The 14,436-nt window shown below is 69.0% G+C and carries 14 protein-coding genes; 9 read left to right on the forward strand and 5 right to left on the reverse strand.

Annotation, left to right across the window (positions count from 1 at the left end):
* Window positions 1–25: 25 nt before the first annotated feature.
* The 4 genes from OG568_RS41860 to OG568_RS41870 form a co-directional block, all read right to left on the reverse strand.
* The gene (locus OG568_RS41860) at window positions 26–817 is read right to left on the reverse strand and encodes an ABC transporter ATP-binding protein (RefSeq protein WP_329535281.1); all 792 of its coding nucleotides are present in this window, start codon (window positions 815–817) and stop codon (window positions 26–28) included.
* On the reverse strand, window positions 790–1,614 hold the full coding sequence (locus OG568_RS41865; RefSeq protein ID WP_329535282.1) for an ABC transporter permease: 825 nt from the start codon (window positions 1,612–1,614) through the stop codon (window positions 790–792). Before OG568_RS41865 ends, OG568_RS41860 begins: the two co-directional genes overlap by 28 nt.
* Window positions 1,615–1,745: 131 nt before the next feature.
* Complete coding sequence (locus OG568_RS61550) at window positions 1,746–1,829, reverse strand: putative leader peptide (RefSeq protein WP_353961884.1); 84 nt, start codon at window positions 1,827–1,829, stop codon at window positions 1,746–1,748.
* Between the two features lie 607 nt (window positions 1,830–2,436).
* Window positions 2,437–2,859 (reverse strand): YjbQ family protein, encoded by a 423-nt coding sequence (locus tag OG568_RS41870; protein ID WP_329535283.1) that lies wholly within the window; start codon window positions 2,857–2,859, stop codon window positions 2,437–2,439.
* A 744-nt stretch (window positions 2,860–3,603) separates the two neighbouring features.
* On the opposite strand from OG568_RS41870, the gene OG568_RS41875 reads away from it, so the two are divergent.
* The 5 genes from OG568_RS41875 (at window position 3,604) to OG568_RS41895 (ending at window position 9,324) form a co-directional block, all read left to right on the forward strand.
* Window positions 3,604–4,791, forward strand: coding sequence for a N(5)-(carboxyethyl)ornithine synthase (locus OG568_RS41875; protein ID WP_329535284.1), 1,188 nt, complete (start codon window positions 3,604–3,606; stop codon window positions 4,789–4,791).
* Between the two features lie 315 nt (window positions 4,792–5,106).
* Window positions 5,107–5,310 carry a cold-shock protein gene (locus OG568_RS41880; protein WP_266417336.1) on the forward strand — a complete coding sequence of 68 codons (204 nt, stop codon included), beginning with the start codon at window positions 5,107–5,109 and terminating at the stop codon, window positions 5,308–5,310.
* 177 nt (window positions 5,311–5,487) lie between these two features.
* Window positions 5,488–7,020 (forward strand): DEAD/DEAH box helicase, encoded by a 1,533-nt coding sequence (locus OG568_RS41885; RefSeq protein ID WP_266580454.1) that lies wholly within the window; start codon window positions 5,488–5,490, stop codon window positions 7,018–7,020.
* 415 nt (window positions 7,021–7,435) lie between these two features.
* On the forward strand, window positions 7,436–8,083 hold the full coding sequence (locus OG568_RS41890; protein WP_329535285.1) for a hypothetical protein: 648 nt from the start codon (window positions 7,436–7,438) through the stop codon (window positions 8,081–8,083).
* A gap of 446 nt (window positions 8,084–8,529) precedes the next feature.
* Window positions 8,530–9,324, forward strand: a complete 795-nt coding sequence (locus OG568_RS41895; protein WP_329535286.1) for a hypothetical protein — start codon at window positions 8,530–8,532, stop codon at window positions 9,322–9,324.
* 49 nt (window positions 9,325–9,373) lie between these two features.
* On the opposite strand, the gene OG568_RS41900 is transcribed toward OG568_RS41895, so the two are convergent.
* Window positions 9,374–10,138 carry a dienelactone hydrolase family protein gene (locus OG568_RS41900; protein WP_329535287.1) on the reverse strand — a complete coding sequence of 255 codons (765 nt, stop codon included), beginning with the start codon at window positions 10,136–10,138 and terminating at the stop codon, window positions 9,374–9,376.
* Window positions 10,139–10,416: 278 nt separating this feature from the next.
* On the opposite strand from OG568_RS41900, the gene OG568_RS41905 reads away from it, so the two are divergent.
* From OG568_RS41905 to OG568_RS41920, 4 genes are all read left to right on the forward strand, one after another.
* Window positions 10,417–11,124, forward strand: a complete 708-nt coding sequence (locus OG568_RS41905; protein ID WP_329535288.1) for an SDR family oxidoreductase — start codon at window positions 10,417–10,419, stop codon at window positions 11,122–11,124.
* Window positions 11,125–11,225: 101 nt separating this feature from the next.
* Window positions 11,226–12,095, forward strand: a complete 870-nt coding sequence (locus OG568_RS41910; protein ID WP_329371363.1) for an aldo/keto reductase family oxidoreductase — start codon at window positions 11,226–11,228, stop codon at window positions 12,093–12,095.
* A 77-nt stretch (window positions 12,096–12,172) separates the two neighbouring features.
* Entirely contained in the window at window positions 12,173–12,868 is a 696-nt protein-coding gene (locus tag OG568_RS41915) for a TetR/AcrR family transcriptional regulator (RefSeq protein ID WP_329535290.1), read from the forward strand.
* Window positions 12,869–13,193: 325 nt separating this feature from the next.
* Entirely contained in the window at window positions 13,194–14,330 is a 1,137-nt protein-coding gene (locus tag OG568_RS41920; RefSeq protein ID WP_329535292.1) for a hypothetical protein, read from the forward strand.
* Window positions 14,331–14,436: the final 106 nt, after the last annotated feature.

The raw sequence follows: 14,436 nt of genomic DNA on the forward strand, positions 1-14,436 counted from the left end.
CGACTGAGGGGTGGGGAGGGGGAGTTCAGGCGGTGGTGTCGACGCCCAGGCGCTCCAGGAGACCGGCACGCAGTTCGGCGAAGCGGGGGTCGGCGATGTCGCGCGGCCGGTCCAGGTCGACCTGGGTCTCGTACGCGATGACGCCGCCGTCCATGACGAGGACCCGGTCGGCGAGCAGCACGGCCTCCTCCACGTCGTGCGTGACGAGGAGCACGGCGCAGCCGCGGCGCTGCCAGAGCTCGCCGACGAGCCGCTGTGCCTTGATGCGCGTGAGGGCGTCCAGCGCGCCGAACGGTTCGTCGAGCAGCAGCAGATCGGGTTCGCGGACCAAAGCTCTGGCCAGCGAGGCACGTTGGGCCTCACCGCCGGAGAGCGTCTTCGGCCAGGCGTTCGAGCGGTGGGTGAGTCCGACCTCGGTCAACGCCTGCTCGGCGACGGCGCGTTCGGGCTTGCCGGGCAGCCCCAGCAGGACGTTGCGCCACACCTTCTTCCACGGCATCAGCCGGGGCGCCTGGAACGCGACGGCCTTGCGCCGCGGGACGAGCACGGTGCCCTCGATGTCACGGTCGAGCCCGGCGAGGATGCGCAACAGAGTGGACTTGCCGCAGCCGCTGCGGCCGAGCAGGGCCACGAACTCTCCTGGATGTACGTCCAGTTGGAGGTCGTCGATGACGGCGCGCCCGTCGAAGGAGCGGGTCAGCCCCTGGACCCGTACCGCGGAGGCCGGGGCGGTCGGGTGTGGCCGGTCGGCCTCGGCCTTCTGCTGGGCGATGGCGCCCTTCTGGAGGGTCACCGGCCCGTGAACGTCGGTCGCCATTGCAGCAGCAGCCTTTCGAGGGAGCGGACGATGAAGTCGGCGAGCAGACCGAGGAAGGCGTAGACGATCAGGCAGACCACGATCACATCGGTCCGCAGGAAGTCACGGGCCTGCACCATGAGGAAGCCGATCCCGGCGTCCGCGTTGATCTGCTCGGCGAAGACGAGCGCGAGCCAGGCGATACCGAGCGAGTAGCGCAGCCCGGTCATCGCCCCGGGCAGCGCGCCCGGCAGCACGACATGCCGGACGAGTCCCCACCGTGAGAGTCCGAGCGCTTCGCCGGCCTCGATCAGCTGGGAATCGACGCCGCGGATACCGGCGTACACGTTCAGATAGAGGGGGAAGGACACGCCCAGTGTGATGATCGCGATCTTCGGGGCCTCGCCGATGCCGAACCAGATGATGAACAGCGGGATCAGTCCCACGAAGGGCACGGTCCGCAGCATCTGGACGCTCGCGTCCACGAGGTCCTCGCCGATACGGAAGAGCCCGGAGACGAGGGCGAGTCCGGTACCGACGAGGGTTCCGAACAACAGCCCCACCGCGACACGCTGCAAGGAGACGCCCATCGCGTTCGGCAGCGAGCCGTCGGCGATCAGATTGCCGCCGACCCGTGCGATGGTGCCCGGTGAGGCGAGGATGTCGGAGGTCAACACCCCTGTGCTGCTGAGGAGTTGCCACAGGGCGAGCAGCAGGAGCGGGCCGGAGGTGCGGCGCAGCCAGCGGGGCACACGGGTGCGGCGGGTGGAGAGGGGGACGATGGCGGCGAGCTCGGGTGGGGCATGGCTGATGCTCATGAGTGCTCCACGGGGAGGAGAGCGACCGGAGGGGGATACGCCATGGCTCCGCCGCGTCAGGAGCTCAGGGCGAGCCCGGACGTGCGGGTGGGGCGGAGCGGGGGCGCGGTGGAACGGGGGAGTGAAAGGGCTCAGCGGCCGCGGCGACACGCGGCGGAGGCCACCCGCAGCAGGTCGATGTGACCGCGCGTGGTGAGCATGGCTGAACGCAACATGCGGGTGAAAGTAGCCAGATGGTCGATGCCCGGTCAATGGTGTCTCGCGGAATGGACCGCGTGTATCAGGGCGCGGACCGTCGGTCGAGTGCGGAACCCCGTGCGTGGAACCCGGTGTGCGGGCCGGAGGGCCGGCGGACGTCTACGTCCGGCGGGATGAGCCGGCGGCGGCCAGTTCCCGGCTCGGGGCGGAGGCGAACGTGTCCCGGAGTACCTCCTGACGGACAAGGACGAGGCGCTGCCACGGTTCCGTCTTCGGTTCGGCAGGAGCGGCACCGTCGCGGGCTACGCGGCACCCTCGGACAACGCGTGGGCAGGCGCCCTGGACACGCTGTGCCGAGTGATGCCCCAGTGCCCTGAGTCTTAGGGCCTGTGTGGTGTGATCAGAGGCCGGGCGATTCAGGTCAGGTCTCTGGCCGACCGGCTACGGACGCACGAAACCATCCGGCCCCCTGGACGTGACCGTCACCCCTGGCGTGGCCCACCCCGGCCGCTCCCTCCGGCCGACCGGCCACGACGGCCATCGGCCAGGCGGACACGGCCACGGTGGCCGACGTGGTGGCCGACGTGTCCTCGGACACCCCCGTCCCGGACACACCGGAGGCGGTCACCCCAGGAACGACAACCTGACCTGACGCCGGGGGTTGTCCCTGTTCGTGTCCACCAGGACGACGGATTGCCAGGTTCCCAGCTCCAGCGCTCCACCGATCACGGGGAGCGTCGCGTGGGGCGGGACGATGGCCGGGAGTACGTGGTCCCGGCCATGACCTGGGGAGCCGTGCCGGTGCTGCCAGCGGTCGTCTGCCGGGAGGAGTTGGTGGAGGGCGGCCAGGAGGTCGTGATCACTGCCCGCGCCGGTCTCGATCACGGCCAGGCCCGCCGTCGCGTGGGGCGTGAAGACGTTGAGCAGGCCGTCCCGGCCGGGGGCCACTTCCCGTAGAAACGATCCGCACGCGGCGGTCAGGTCGTACACGGTCTCCGTAGAGCCGGTCGTCACGTTGATGGTCCGCGTAGTGAAAGAGTCAGCCATGACTCCATCCTCACGCCAAGGTCCCTCCCGAGTACGGGAGGGACCCTGGTCACGGAGGGAAGAGAGGAGGTTTCCTCAAGTTCCTCAGCGGCAAGTTCCCATACTCCCGTGGGGCGTTCCCGCGTTCCCGGCGTCCATCAGTTCGTTCCGCGCATCGGCGATCCCCTGACTGTCGACGCCGGGGTTCCTGTCGGCGAACGTGCGGACGTCCTGCGCAGCTTGGTGGTGGGGGGCGCGAGTGGTGGACGCTGCGGGGTTCGGAGGGGAGTACGGTGGTCTTACCGAGCGCACCTCGCATGCCGTCATCCGTTTCGGCGTCGCTCTCGGGGAACGGCAAGGCCGGAGCACATGCAGTCCGGCCGGAGATGAGCCGCCCCATGCCTCCAGGCCCGTACCGTCGCGCCGTCTTCCGTATCCCGTTCCGCGCCCCGCGATAGCGGACCTCTTGGTTTCGGAGGCGTCCCGGAGGCCTTCCCGAGGCATTCCGGCACCTCGTGTGCCTGAGATCGACGACCTTGCGCGCCTCAGATCGATGACCGATGAAATGGATGCGCGACTCATGTATTCACGGGACGCGATTTCCGGCCGCCGCCGAGGCCGCCCGGAACCGACCGCCGAGATGGTCCCGGGACTGACCTGCCTCATCCGCGGCACCGACTGGCGGCAGACGCGGTCGGCGCACGCCGGGACACCGTCGGCGCTTCACACACCAGTGACCACCGAAGTGAAATGACAAGGAAGCGCATGAGCCTGATGAGTTTGGGAGTGCTCGCCTCCTCCCGCAAGGAGAACGAGTTCCGCCTGCCGTTGCACCCCGACCACCTCGGCCGGATCGCCCCGGACGTACGCGAAAGGATCTTCCTCGAACAGGGCTACGGCCGACGGTTCGGTGTCGGCGACGACGCGCTGCGGCCGCTCGTGGCAGGCCTGCGCTCCCGAGAGCAGCTCGTCGCCGAGTGCGATGTCCTGCTGCTGCCCAAGCCGATGCACGACGACATCGCAGAGCTGCGCGAGGGTCAAGTGCTGTGGGGATGGCCGCACTGTGTGCAGGACGAGAAGATGACCCAGATCGGCATCGATCGGCGACTGACGCTCGTCGCTTGGGAGGCCATGAACCACTGGACCTCCAAGGGTGCCTTCAGCGTCCATGTGTTCCACAAGAACAACGAGCTCGCAGGCTACTGCTCGGTACTGCAGGCCCTGCAGCTCGGCGGGCTGACCGGTAGCTACGGCCGGCGCCTGCGCGCGGTGGTCATCAGCTTCGGTGCCACCGCGCGCGGAGCTGTCACGGGCCTGGGCGCCATGGGAGTCTCCGACGTCACGGTGCTCACCCAACGCGCCGCCGCGGCCGTGGCCTCGCCGATGCCGTCGGTCGTGATGGGCCACTTCGAGGAGCAGGAGGACGATCCGTCCCGTCTGCGGGCGTTCACCGCGGCCGGTTCCGTGCCACTGGCGGAGTACCTGGCCGGGTTCGACATCATCGTCAACTGCATCCTGCAGGACACCGACGCACCGCTGACGTTCGTCACCGACGAGGAACTCGCCCTGTTCCGGCCGGGCACCTTCTTCATCGACGTCGCCTGCGACGAGGGCATGGGCTTCGCATGGGCTCGGCCGACCACCTTCGGCGATCCCATGCCCACCGTCGGGCCGGGCTGCCACTACTACGCGGTGGATCACAGCCCGTCCCACATGTGGAACTCGGCCACATGGGAAATCAGCGAGGCGCTCCTTCCCTACCTGCGCAAGGTCATGAGCGGCCCTGCTGCCTGGGAGGCCGACGCCACGGTCAGAAACGCCATCGAGATCCGCGACGGCGTCGTCCGCAACCCGAAGATCCTCTCCTTCCAGCACCGGACCGCCGCATACCCCCACACCGTCGAGGTCCCGGCGCCGGCGTCGGCGCCGCGCCCCGCCGCACAGCCGGCCTGACGGCGCACGTCCGTCGAGGATGGCTCGCGAGGTGGTGAGGATCCGCGGAAGGCCGGAATACGCCCAGGAGTATGCGCGGCCCGCGGTCACGGCGGCATGGGCGGAAAGTGGTACTTGTCGCGCCCGGATGAGCGTGCCGTGGTAAAGTTGACAGTAGTTGCAGTTGTGGTTCCCGTAAACTTCAAGTGCCTTTGATGACTTTATGTCGTCAGGCATTTTTGTATTCCCGGTGCTTTTTCCGGACGGGGTTCATTACGGTGACGCGGCGGCTCACATGGTGTGGGCCCCTGGGTACTGCCCCGAAGGAGATTTGACATGGCTACTGGCACCGTTAAGTGGTTCAACGCGGAAAAGGGCTTCGGTTTCATCGAGCAGGACGGTGGCGGTCCGGACGTCTTCGCCCACTACTCGAACATCGCCGCCCAGGGCTTCCGTGAGCTCCACGAAGGCCAGAAGGTGAACTTCGACGTCACCCAGGGTCAGAAGGGCCCGCAGGCGGAGAACATCACTCCCGCGTGACGTCGACCGTATGAGACGGCTGGGACCCACCTCTTATGGTGGGGTCCCAGCTTGTTTTTTTTATGGCGCTGATGTGGCCGGATGCATCTGGCCTTAAATTCGGCTCGTTCTTGCAATTCGTTCGGCTCGTTCCTGCCGAGAATTCCTCGATACGTGCCATATCGAGGAAGGTTCTCCATGAACCGCTCAGCTCGTACGGGCGACCGTTTTTCCAAGACCCGCAAGGACGGCTTCGCCGGTTCCGGCGGGGGTGCCCGATCCCGCCCGCAGGGCGGCCAGGGGCGCCCCGGCGCCCGTTCAGGTGGCAACGGGCGCGGCCCCTCCGCACCGCAGGGTGAGTTCGCGCTGCCGGAGACCATCACCCCGGCCCTCCCCGCGGTGGCGACCTTCGGTGAACTGGACCTCCCCGTCGAGTTGCTGGAGACGCTCACCAGCCTCGGCGTGAACGAGCCGTTCCCGATCCAGGCCGCCACGCTGCCGAACTCCCTCGCGGGACGGGACGTCCTGGGCCGCGGGCGCACCGGATCGGGCAAGACGCTCGCATTCGGCCTCGCGCTCCTCGTGCGTACGGCCGGACGGCGGGCCGAAGCCCGCAAGCCGCTGGCCCTGATCCTCGTACCCACGCGCGAGTTGGCCCAGCAGGTCTCCGATGCGCTCACCCCGTACGCCCGGTTGTTGAAGCTGCGGCTGGCCACCGTGGTCGGTGGCATGTCGATCGGCAGGCAGGCCGGCGCGCTGCGCACCGGGGCCGAGGTCGTCGTCGCGACCCCGGGCCGCCTCATGGATCTCGTCGAGCGAAACGACTGCCGTCTCGACCGGGTGGGCATCACCGTCCTGGACGAGGCCGACCAGATGGCGGACATGGGCTTCATGCCCCAGGTCACCGAACTGCTCGACCAGGTACGCCCCGACGGTCAGCGCCTGCTGTTCTCGGCCACGCTGGACCGCAACATCGACCTCCTGGTCCGTCGGTATCTCCATGACCCGGTGGTCCACTCGGTCGATCCCTCGGCGGGTGCGGTGACCACGATGGAGCATCACGTACTGCAGGTGCACGGCGCCGACAAGTACGCCACCGCCACCGAGATCGCCGCCCGAGACGGGCGCGTGCTCATGTTCCTGGACACCAAGCACGCCGTCGACCAGTTCACCAGGCACCTGCTGGGCAGCGGGGTGAAGGCCGCGGCGCTGCACAGTGGCAAGTCCCAGCCCCAGCGCACGCGCACGCTGGCACAGTTCAAGACCGGTCACATCACGACCCTGGTGGCGACCAATGTCGCGGCCCGCGGCATCCATGTCGACGATCTCGACCTCGTCGTCAACGTCGACCCGCCCAGTGACCACAAGGACTACCTGCACCGAGGCGGCCGTACCGCCCGTGCCGGTGAGTCCGGCAGTGTCGTCACGCTCGTTCTGCCCGGCCAGCGCCGCGACGTGATCCGTCTGATGTCCGACGCGGGCATCAGGCCCCATGTCACCCAGGTCCGTTCCGGCGAGGCGGAGTTGAGCCGTATCACCGGCGCGCAGGCTCCCTCCGGTGTTCCCATCGGCGGCAGCCGGCCGGTCACGGAGCGCCCCGAGCGCGGTGGTGCCCCCTTCCGTGGCCTGGGCACCCGCCCGGGCCGTGCAGGTGGCGAGTCCCGCCGGGCCGCCGAGGCACGCCAGACGGCCGAGGCCCGCAAGGCCGCTCGGGTTCGTCGGGGGGCGTAGCCCGGGCGCGGGATGAATGCCGCCGACGTTGATGCTCGAGAACGGCGAGGCCGCTGGCTGGGGCCGGGTCGGTTCACACGGACCGGCCTCGCCGAGGTTCACTCGTAAGCGGGACGCACTGGTGAGCCAGTGACGTACGTGGAACGCTTCGAACGCATCTCCGACGGGATGGGTGGCCCAAGGGCACGGCTGAGGCAGCTGACGGCGCGGTCAGCGGTTCGAGACGGCGGTGACCCGCCCCCCACGTGGTCACGCCCGTGCTCACCGGTCACCACACCTGGACATGAGGCTCTCCTGTGCGGCACATGTGTCGCGTATGTCGGCACGACAGGAGCATCCCGTTCCACTCGTGCGTACTATCTCTAAACTGCTGCAGGCCGTGGCAGTTGTGTTCCGCGAGTGATTGGTCCGTGTCATGTCTGAAGTCAACTCCCACGCCACAGAACTGACGTCACAGTACGTCGCCCAGGTGACGGGTGACCTTGAGCGCAATGCCAAGGAGCAGGAGCGAGTCGGTGCGGAGATCGAAGCCCTGCAGGAGCAGTTGCGTGCCCTGCAGCACGATCACACCGTGCTGGTGAACATGCAGGAGGCGCTCGGCGGTCCGAACCCCGTCGTCGAGGCGGATGCCGCGAGTGCGCCGTCGGTGCCTCACCAGGCGTCTGCCGAACGCAAGCCGAGCAAGGGGAAGAAGGCGGCCGCCACCGGCGCGAAGAAGACGGCGTCCAAGAAGCCCGCAGCCAAGCCCGCGGGCAAGGCCGCAGTCAAGGCCGCGGCTGTGAAGACGCCCACGGCACCGACCAAGCCGACCCTCGTCGAGCTGATCCGCGGCCACCTGGAGCAGCAGAGCGAGCCGCGTTCCGCCGCCGAGATCACTACCGCGCTCACGCAGGCCCACCCCGACCGGAGCGTGAAGACCACGGTCGTGCGCACCACCCTCGAAGGGCTGGTCGCCAAGAGCCATGCCCACCGCACCAAGCAGGGTTCGTCGGTCTTCTACACCACCGTGGCCGCCTCGGAGCCCGCTCCCGCCGAGCCGCAGCCGGAGGCAGTGGCCGGCTGAACTCCGCACGACCCGGTAGAGGCAGGTGTTCGCCGACCGGATCGGTGACTCCTACCCAGCCGATCCCACCTCCGCCGGATGCGGGCGGAAGGACGAGGAACTCCGACCTTCCCTTCCCGCCCTCGACCCACGACGTACCGCTCGGTCCCGTAGCAGGTGCCCGCGGACAGTCCGGTACGCACGCATGCATGCTCGCTCTCGCCCCGTCCCCGTGCTCGGACATGGGCCCCTCCATCAGCACTGCGCACAACACGTCGCAACGGCGGCCGGGGGCTCCGCAGGGCGGCCTTTGTCGGTCTATACGATGAGGCGTCCTGTGGGGGTTGGGGGAGAGAGCCTTGGGCTGGGCGGTCGACGAGCGTCGTGGTGATGCCGGGGACGGTCATGCGTACGGCGAGGGGTCCGGCGACGACCGGTCGGCGGCCGACACGAGTGACGATGGGGGCGTGCGGCCGCGTGGCGCGCTTCGCCGGTTCGCGTTGTTCGTCGTGCGCACGCTGTACGGCGAGTGGCACGGCATCGTCGTGCATCCTGTACGGCAACTCGTGCGCCGAGGGCTGTCCGGACTCCTGTTGGCGTTCGTGGCCGTCTTCGGGGTCATCTTCTTCCACGCGCTCGCCCAACATCCCACCGGTGCGGTGGCCGTGCGGCTGGTCGGTGGAGTGAAGGCCTGCCTGCCGCTGCCCCTGGCCCTGCTGCGTACGCCGGTGTCGTTGTACGTCCCCGCCCTGGACCTGCCCGTATGGGCGGGCATCACCCAGCTGTTCTTCGCGTTCGCTCTCGCGGAACTCGCCCTGGGCCGGGCGCGGACACTGGTCATCGCGTACGCCACCACCCTGGCCGGCACCCTTATGGTCCGCGTGATGATCGCGCTCGGTCCGGGCTGGTGGGGGCTGGGCCTGCCGCCCGAGATCGGGCAGGTGCTCGACACCGGACCGTCGGCCGCCGTGGTGGGACTGTTCACCTACCTCTCGGTCATCCGGCGCGCCCCCATCGTGTTCGTGCTCACCGGCGGCTCGATGGTGTGGGAGTCGATCGTCAAACCCAATCTGGCAGGCCGTGAGCACCTGATCGCCGTGGGCGTGGCGATCGTCCTGGCGATGCTGCACGGGCGCTGCCGAAGACTGTGGCATTTCCTCGGGGCCCTGCTCTTCGCGGTGTGGTCGCGCAGTGGCCTGGAGGGGCTGTTCCCGCCAAGTGGTGAGGGGCGTACGCGGGGTCCGAGGTCTCAACCGCGCTGACGGTCCCCGACCGGGAACGGCCGCCCGCGTGCTCGGTGGAACAGGCTGTTCAGAGCGTGCGGTTGAGGAGGTCGAGCAGGGCTGCCCAGTGGCGTTCGGTGGCCTTGGCGTCGTGGACGGTGGTGTCGGCCATGGTGTAGCCGTGGTGCGCACCGGTGTAGACCTCGGTGTGGTGGCGGACACCTGCCGCGGTGAACGCCTTGTCGAGGCGCTCGATCTGCTCGGGAGGCAGGGAGGCGTCCTGGTCGGCATGGCCGAAGTACAGCTCCGCGGTGACCCGGTCGGCCAGCAGGTGCGGGCTGTCGTGGGCATCGGTCGCCAGCCGGGCACCGTGGAAGCCGGCCGCGGCCGCGACCCGCTCGGGGTAGGTACCGGCGGTGCGCAGGGCCAGGCCGGCGCCCATGCAGTAGCCGGTGATGCCGACCGGTCCGTCGGTGGCCTGCGGGCAGGCGGCCAGCCAGGACAGATAGGCGCCGGCGTCGCGCATGGCCAGGTCGGGGGTCAACTCCCGGATGATCGGCGTGAGTTGCTCGAACAGCGCCGGACGTCGGTCCGCGCCGATGACGTCGGGCAGTTCGACCACCGGTGCCGGCCCATGGCGGTAGAGGACGTTGGGGACCAACACGGTGTAGCCGGCCCCGGCGAGCCGGTCGGCCATCTCCTTCAGCTGAGGGCGCAGTCCGAAGGCATCCATGTAGAACAGCACCGCGGGGTGGGCGGAGTCGTCGTCGGGGTGCGCCAGATAGGCGTCGGCCGAACCGTCCTGGGTGGGGATGTTCACGGAGGTTCCCCGCACTTCGCGTACGCCGGTCATGGGCGTCCTCTTTCTTGTCTCGACTGCCTCTCGGGTGTCCCTCGGTGTTTCGGGGTGCCCCGCGTATCTCCGGCGGCCACCTGATCACGGGGGTCCCGTCGTGCAGTCTGGCATCCGTGCAGCGCTCGGTTCGGCGTGGCCCGTCCGTGGGGAGTGGCGCGGCGGCGAAGGGGGGACGGATTGCCGGGGCACCGCAGGAGACGGACGAGCCTGGTACCGGCAGTCCCAGGACGGCAGGGACACTGGCTGTGCGCGTCGTCCGGTCGCAGGGTGGAGTCATGACGACAACACTGATCACCGGAGCGAACAAGGGTCTCGGTTACGAGACCGCCCGCCGACTCGTCGCCGCGGGCCACACCGTCTACGTCGGCAGCCGGGACGCCGAACGCGGACGCCGGGCCGCCGAACAGCTGGGCGCCCGGACCGTCCAACTCGATGTCACCGACGACGACTCGGTGCGGGCCGCCGTGAAGGCCATCGAGGCCGAGGGCGGGCTGGATGTACTGATCAACAACGCGGGCATCGAGGCGAGGGGCGACGGCAACACCGTGATCGGCGCCGCGGACGTGACCGCCGACATGATGCGGGAGACGTTCGAGACGAACGTCTTCGGCATGGTGCGCGTCACCCACGCGTTCCTCCCGCTGTTGCGGCGCTCGGCCGCCCCGGTGGTGGTCAACGTCAGCAGTGGGCTGGCCTCGCTGGCCCGGGTGAGCGAAGCGGGCACCCCGACGTACGCCTACCCGGGCGTCGCCTACCCGGCGTCGAAGACCGCCGTCAACATGCTCACGGTGCAGTACGCGAAGGCGTTCCCGAACATGAGGATCAACGCGGTGGAGCCCGGCTTCACCAAGACCGACCTGAACGGGAACACCGGCATCCAGACCGTCGAGCAGGGCGCCGAGATCATCGTACGGACGGCGCAGATCGCCCCCGACGGTCCCACCGGGGGCTTCTACGACGCCGAGGGCACCCTTCCCTGGTAGCCCGAGTACGTCACCACGTACGCGTCGCGAATCCTTCGACCGGATCCCCAGCCCCCAGAAAAACCAGATCCCCAGCCCCCAAAGAAAACAGGAGCATTGACATGACCGTGCGGTCACTTCCCGGCGGAACGTTCACCATGGCCAAGGACCTGACAGTGACCCGCGTGGGCTACGGCGCCATGCAGCTCGCAGGTCCGCATGTGTTCGGGCCGCCCGCCGACCGGGACGCCGCCCTGGCCGTCCTGCGCGAGGCCGTCGAGCGGGGGATCACGCACATCGACACCTCCGACTTCTACGGCCCCTACGTCACCAACCAGCTCATCAGGGAAGCGCTGCACCCCTACCCGGCCGACCTGCACATCGTGACCAAGGTCGGAGCCCTGCGGGACGCCGAGGGAGGCTGGCCCAAGGCGCTGTCGCGCGACGAACTGCGCCAGGCCGTGCACAGCAACCTCGAGAACCTCGGCCTGGACACCCTCGACGTCGTCAACCTGCGGGTCGGAGGGCTCGACGCCCCCGAGCCGGGTTCGCTCGCCGAACCGTTCACCGTGCTCGCGGAGCTGCAGCAGGAGGGTCTGATCAGGCATCTCGGTGTCAGCACCGTCTCCGCCGAGCAGATCGAGGAAGCCCGGTCCATCGCGCCCGTGGTGTGTGTGCAGAACTTCTACAACCTCGCGAACCGCGCCGACGACGCGCTGATCGACTCCCTGGCCGAACAGGGCATCGCCTATGTGCCGTACTTCCCCGTCGGCGGCTTCTCCCCGCTGCAGTCGGACACCCTGCACGCGGTCGCGGGCCGACTGGAGACCACTCCGGTCGCCGTAGCCCTGGCCTGGCTGCTGCAGCGTTCCCCGAACATCCTGCTCATCCCCGGCACCTCCTCGGTGGCACACCTGCGCGACAACATCGCCGCTGCCGCCCTGGTCCTTCCCGAGAAGGAGCTGGCCGAGCTGAACGGGATCGCGGTGTGAGCACCACCGCGCCGGCTCGCTCGCGGCGTAGGGCGCAAACTTGTTTCACACGAACACGTTCGTTATCGTTTTGTGCCATGACCTCAGAGAAGCCCGCTCCGATCAGCCGGCGCGAACGTCCGGCGAAGCCCGCCCTGACCAGGCAGGGAATCATCGACGCCGCGCTGACGATCCTTCGTGACGAGGGCCTGAGCAAGGTGACGATGCGCCGCATCGCCGCCGCCCTCGACACCGGGCCCGCGTCGCTCTACGTCTACGTCCGCAACACCGGGGACCTGCACGCCCAGATCCTCGACTCCCTGTTGGCGCCGGTCAAGGTGCCCGCACCGGAGGCCGGGACATGGCGGGACCGGCTGAAGGCGCTGCTGGCCGGCTATGGCGAGGTGCTCTTCCGCCACCCGGAGATCGCCCGGATGGCGATGTCCACGCAGCCGAGCGGCCCGCACTACCTGGGGTTGGCCGACGCGATCCTCGGGCTCCTCGACGAGGGCGGGGTGTCGGGCCGGGAAGCGGCCTGGGCCCTGGACCTGCTGCTGTTGTATCCCACCGCCGTGGCCGTCGAACACAGCTCCCCGAAGCCCGTCACACAGGAGGCCGACGAGTTCTCCGCCCTGGCCGCGAAGATCGCCGCGGCGGACCCGGCGCGCTACCCCCACGTCGCCCGGCTCGGCGACACACTCATGTCGGGAGACGGCCCGACCCGCACCGACTGGGCTCTGGACGTCATCCTGGACGGAGTCCTCGCCGCGGCCTCGCGTGCGTCCGCCGAGTAGCGCGCCTGGTGAGAGTGGGGTGTGTGTTTCCCCTGTGTCGCAAGTCGCGCCCGCATGTGTGCCTAGGGTTGATCCGTAAGCGCGGGAAAGCGGCGAGGGCCGTGACCGGGCCCTCGCATCATGTCTCCGGCGGTACGGACAACGCGACTTCAGTGCCTCGCACCTGAGAGCGGTTGTCGTGGCGGCAGGCCCCTTGGCGTCGGAGCCCGCGGGGAACCGTCCGTGGTCTGTGCCGCGGGCGCGGGAACGGCAAGGGGTGTTGATGGAAGGCGCGGATCTTCCAGAGGGGAACCGGTGCGCGCCGGCCCGGGACGTCGCCCGAGGTGTGCGACAGGAGCGCAGGGGCATACGACCCCATATCGTCGTCCTGGCGGCATGGACGTTGCTCTGGTTCCTGTTCGTGCGCAGACACGGGGGGATCTCCTGGCACTACCTGCGAACCGGAGGTGAGCTGCTCTTCGGTGCCGCGCCCGGTGGCGGCCTGGCCATCTACGCCAACCATCCGGAGCTGCAGATCGGCCCCGTGAGCTTCCTGGCGGCCGCGCTGTTCGCCCCGCTGCCACCCCACCTGGCGGAGATGCTGGCGGAGGCGGTGATGTCCACGCTCGGCCTCTACATGCTGGTTCTCGTCGGCCGCAGCGCCGCAGACCACAACCGCGGTACGGGACTCAACCACCGCCGGCTTCAGCAACGGGTGCTGGTGGCAGGGGTGGCCTTCATTCCGATGTGGGTCGAAGTCGCCGTCCGTTTCGCCCACTTGGACGACGTGCTCGCGCTGTTCTTCACCACGTTGGCCGTACGTGGCCTGGTGCGCGGCCAGGGACGCACGGTGGGCATCATGCTCGCCCTCGCGGTGGACTCGAAACCCTGGGCGCTGGCGTTCGCGGCTCTGCTGCTCGCCCTGCCCGCCGCGCAACGCCGCAACTCCGCACTCTGGACGGTCGGCCTCGTGGCCGTCGCATGGCTGCCGTTCTACGTCACCCATCTCAACTCGGCGGCCGCCGCCAGATTCACCATCGCCAACCAGCCCGCTTCGGCGCTGCGTTGGCTGGGGGTGCCGGCCCCGGCCACGCCCTGGTGGGACCGCCCGGCCCAACTGCTACTGGGACTTGGGCTCGGCACACTGGCGGTACTCAGAGGCCGCTGGCCCGCGGTCGTGCTGCTCGGCGCCGACGCCCGCATCGCACTCGACCCGAGCGTCTACACGTACTACAGCGCCTCGATCCTGCTCGGCACCCTGCTGTGGGACGCGGTCGGACAGCGTCGTCTGGTGCCGTGGTGGAGCTGGATCGCCCTGCTCTCCCTGTACGGCAGCACCCTGCTGGTGCCCTCCGACCGGATCTGCGGCCTGATCCGGCTGGCGTTCGCCGCCGGTTCGGCGGGCTACGTCCTGCTGGGGCCCGTGCCGCGCCGTCGGCGCACCGTGGTGAAGGCTCCTTCTCCGGCGTCCCCCCAGGTGTGACGTGCACCAGGAATGAGGCGTCGGCTTACGGACGTCCGCCGGGATGAATGGGTTGATGAATGTCACACAGCTAAAAATCTCGCAATTCGGACATATCTACATTTAC

It is taken from the genome of Streptomyces sp. NBC_01450, from assembly GCF_036227505.1.
In the GTDB taxonomy this organism is placed as follows: domain Bacteria; phylum Actinomycetota; class Actinomycetes; order Streptomycetales; family Streptomycetaceae; genus Streptomyces.

Excerpts from the sequence above, each read along its gene's own strand:
- OG568_RS41875 (WP_329535284.1), top strand. The coding sequence starts at position 3,604 with ATGAGCCTGATGAGTTTGGGAGTGCTCGCCTCCTCCCGCAAGGAGAAC.
- OG568_RS41890 (WP_329535285.1), top strand. The coding sequence starts at position 7,436 with ATGTCTGAAGTCAACTCCCACGCCACAGAACTGACGTCACAGTACGTC.
- OG568_RS41905 (WP_329535288.1), top strand. The coding sequence starts at position 10,417 with ATGACGACAACACTGATCACCGGAGCGAACAAGGGTCTCGGTTACGAG.
- OG568_RS41870 (WP_329535283.1), bottom strand. The coding sequence starts at position 2,859 with ATGGCTGACTCTTTCACTACGCGGACCATCAACGTGACGACCGGCTCT.
- OG568_RS41885 (WP_266580454.1), top strand. The coding sequence starts at position 5,488 with ATGAACCGCTCAGCTCGTACGGGCGACCGTTTTTCCAAGACCCGCAAG.
- OG568_RS61550 (WP_353961884.1), bottom strand. The coding sequence starts at position 1,829 with ATGTTGCGTTCAGCCATGCTCACCACGCGCGGTCACATCGACCTGCTG.
- OG568_RS41860 (WP_329535281.1), bottom strand. The coding sequence starts at position 817 with ATGGCGACCGACGTTCACGGGCCGGTGACCCTCCAGAAGGGCGCCATC.
- OG568_RS41880 (WP_266417336.1), top strand. The coding sequence starts at position 5,107 with ATGGCTACTGGCACCGTTAAGTGGTTCAACGCGGAAAAGGGCTTCGGT.
- OG568_RS41900 (WP_329535287.1), bottom strand. The coding sequence starts at position 10,138 with ATGACCGGCGTACGCGAAGTGCGGGGAACCTCCGTGAACATCCCCACC.
- OG568_RS41865 (WP_329535282.1), bottom strand. The coding sequence starts at position 1,614 with ATGAGCATCAGCCATGCCCCACCCGAGCTCGCCGCCATCGTCCCCCTC.
- OG568_RS41915 (WP_329535290.1), top strand. The coding sequence starts at position 12,173 with ATGACCTCAGAGAAGCCCGCTCCGATCAGCCGGCGCGAACGTCCGGCG.
- OG568_RS41910 (WP_329371363.1), top strand. The coding sequence starts at position 11,226 with ATGACCGTGCGGTCACTTCCCGGCGGAACGTTCACCATGGCCAAGGAC.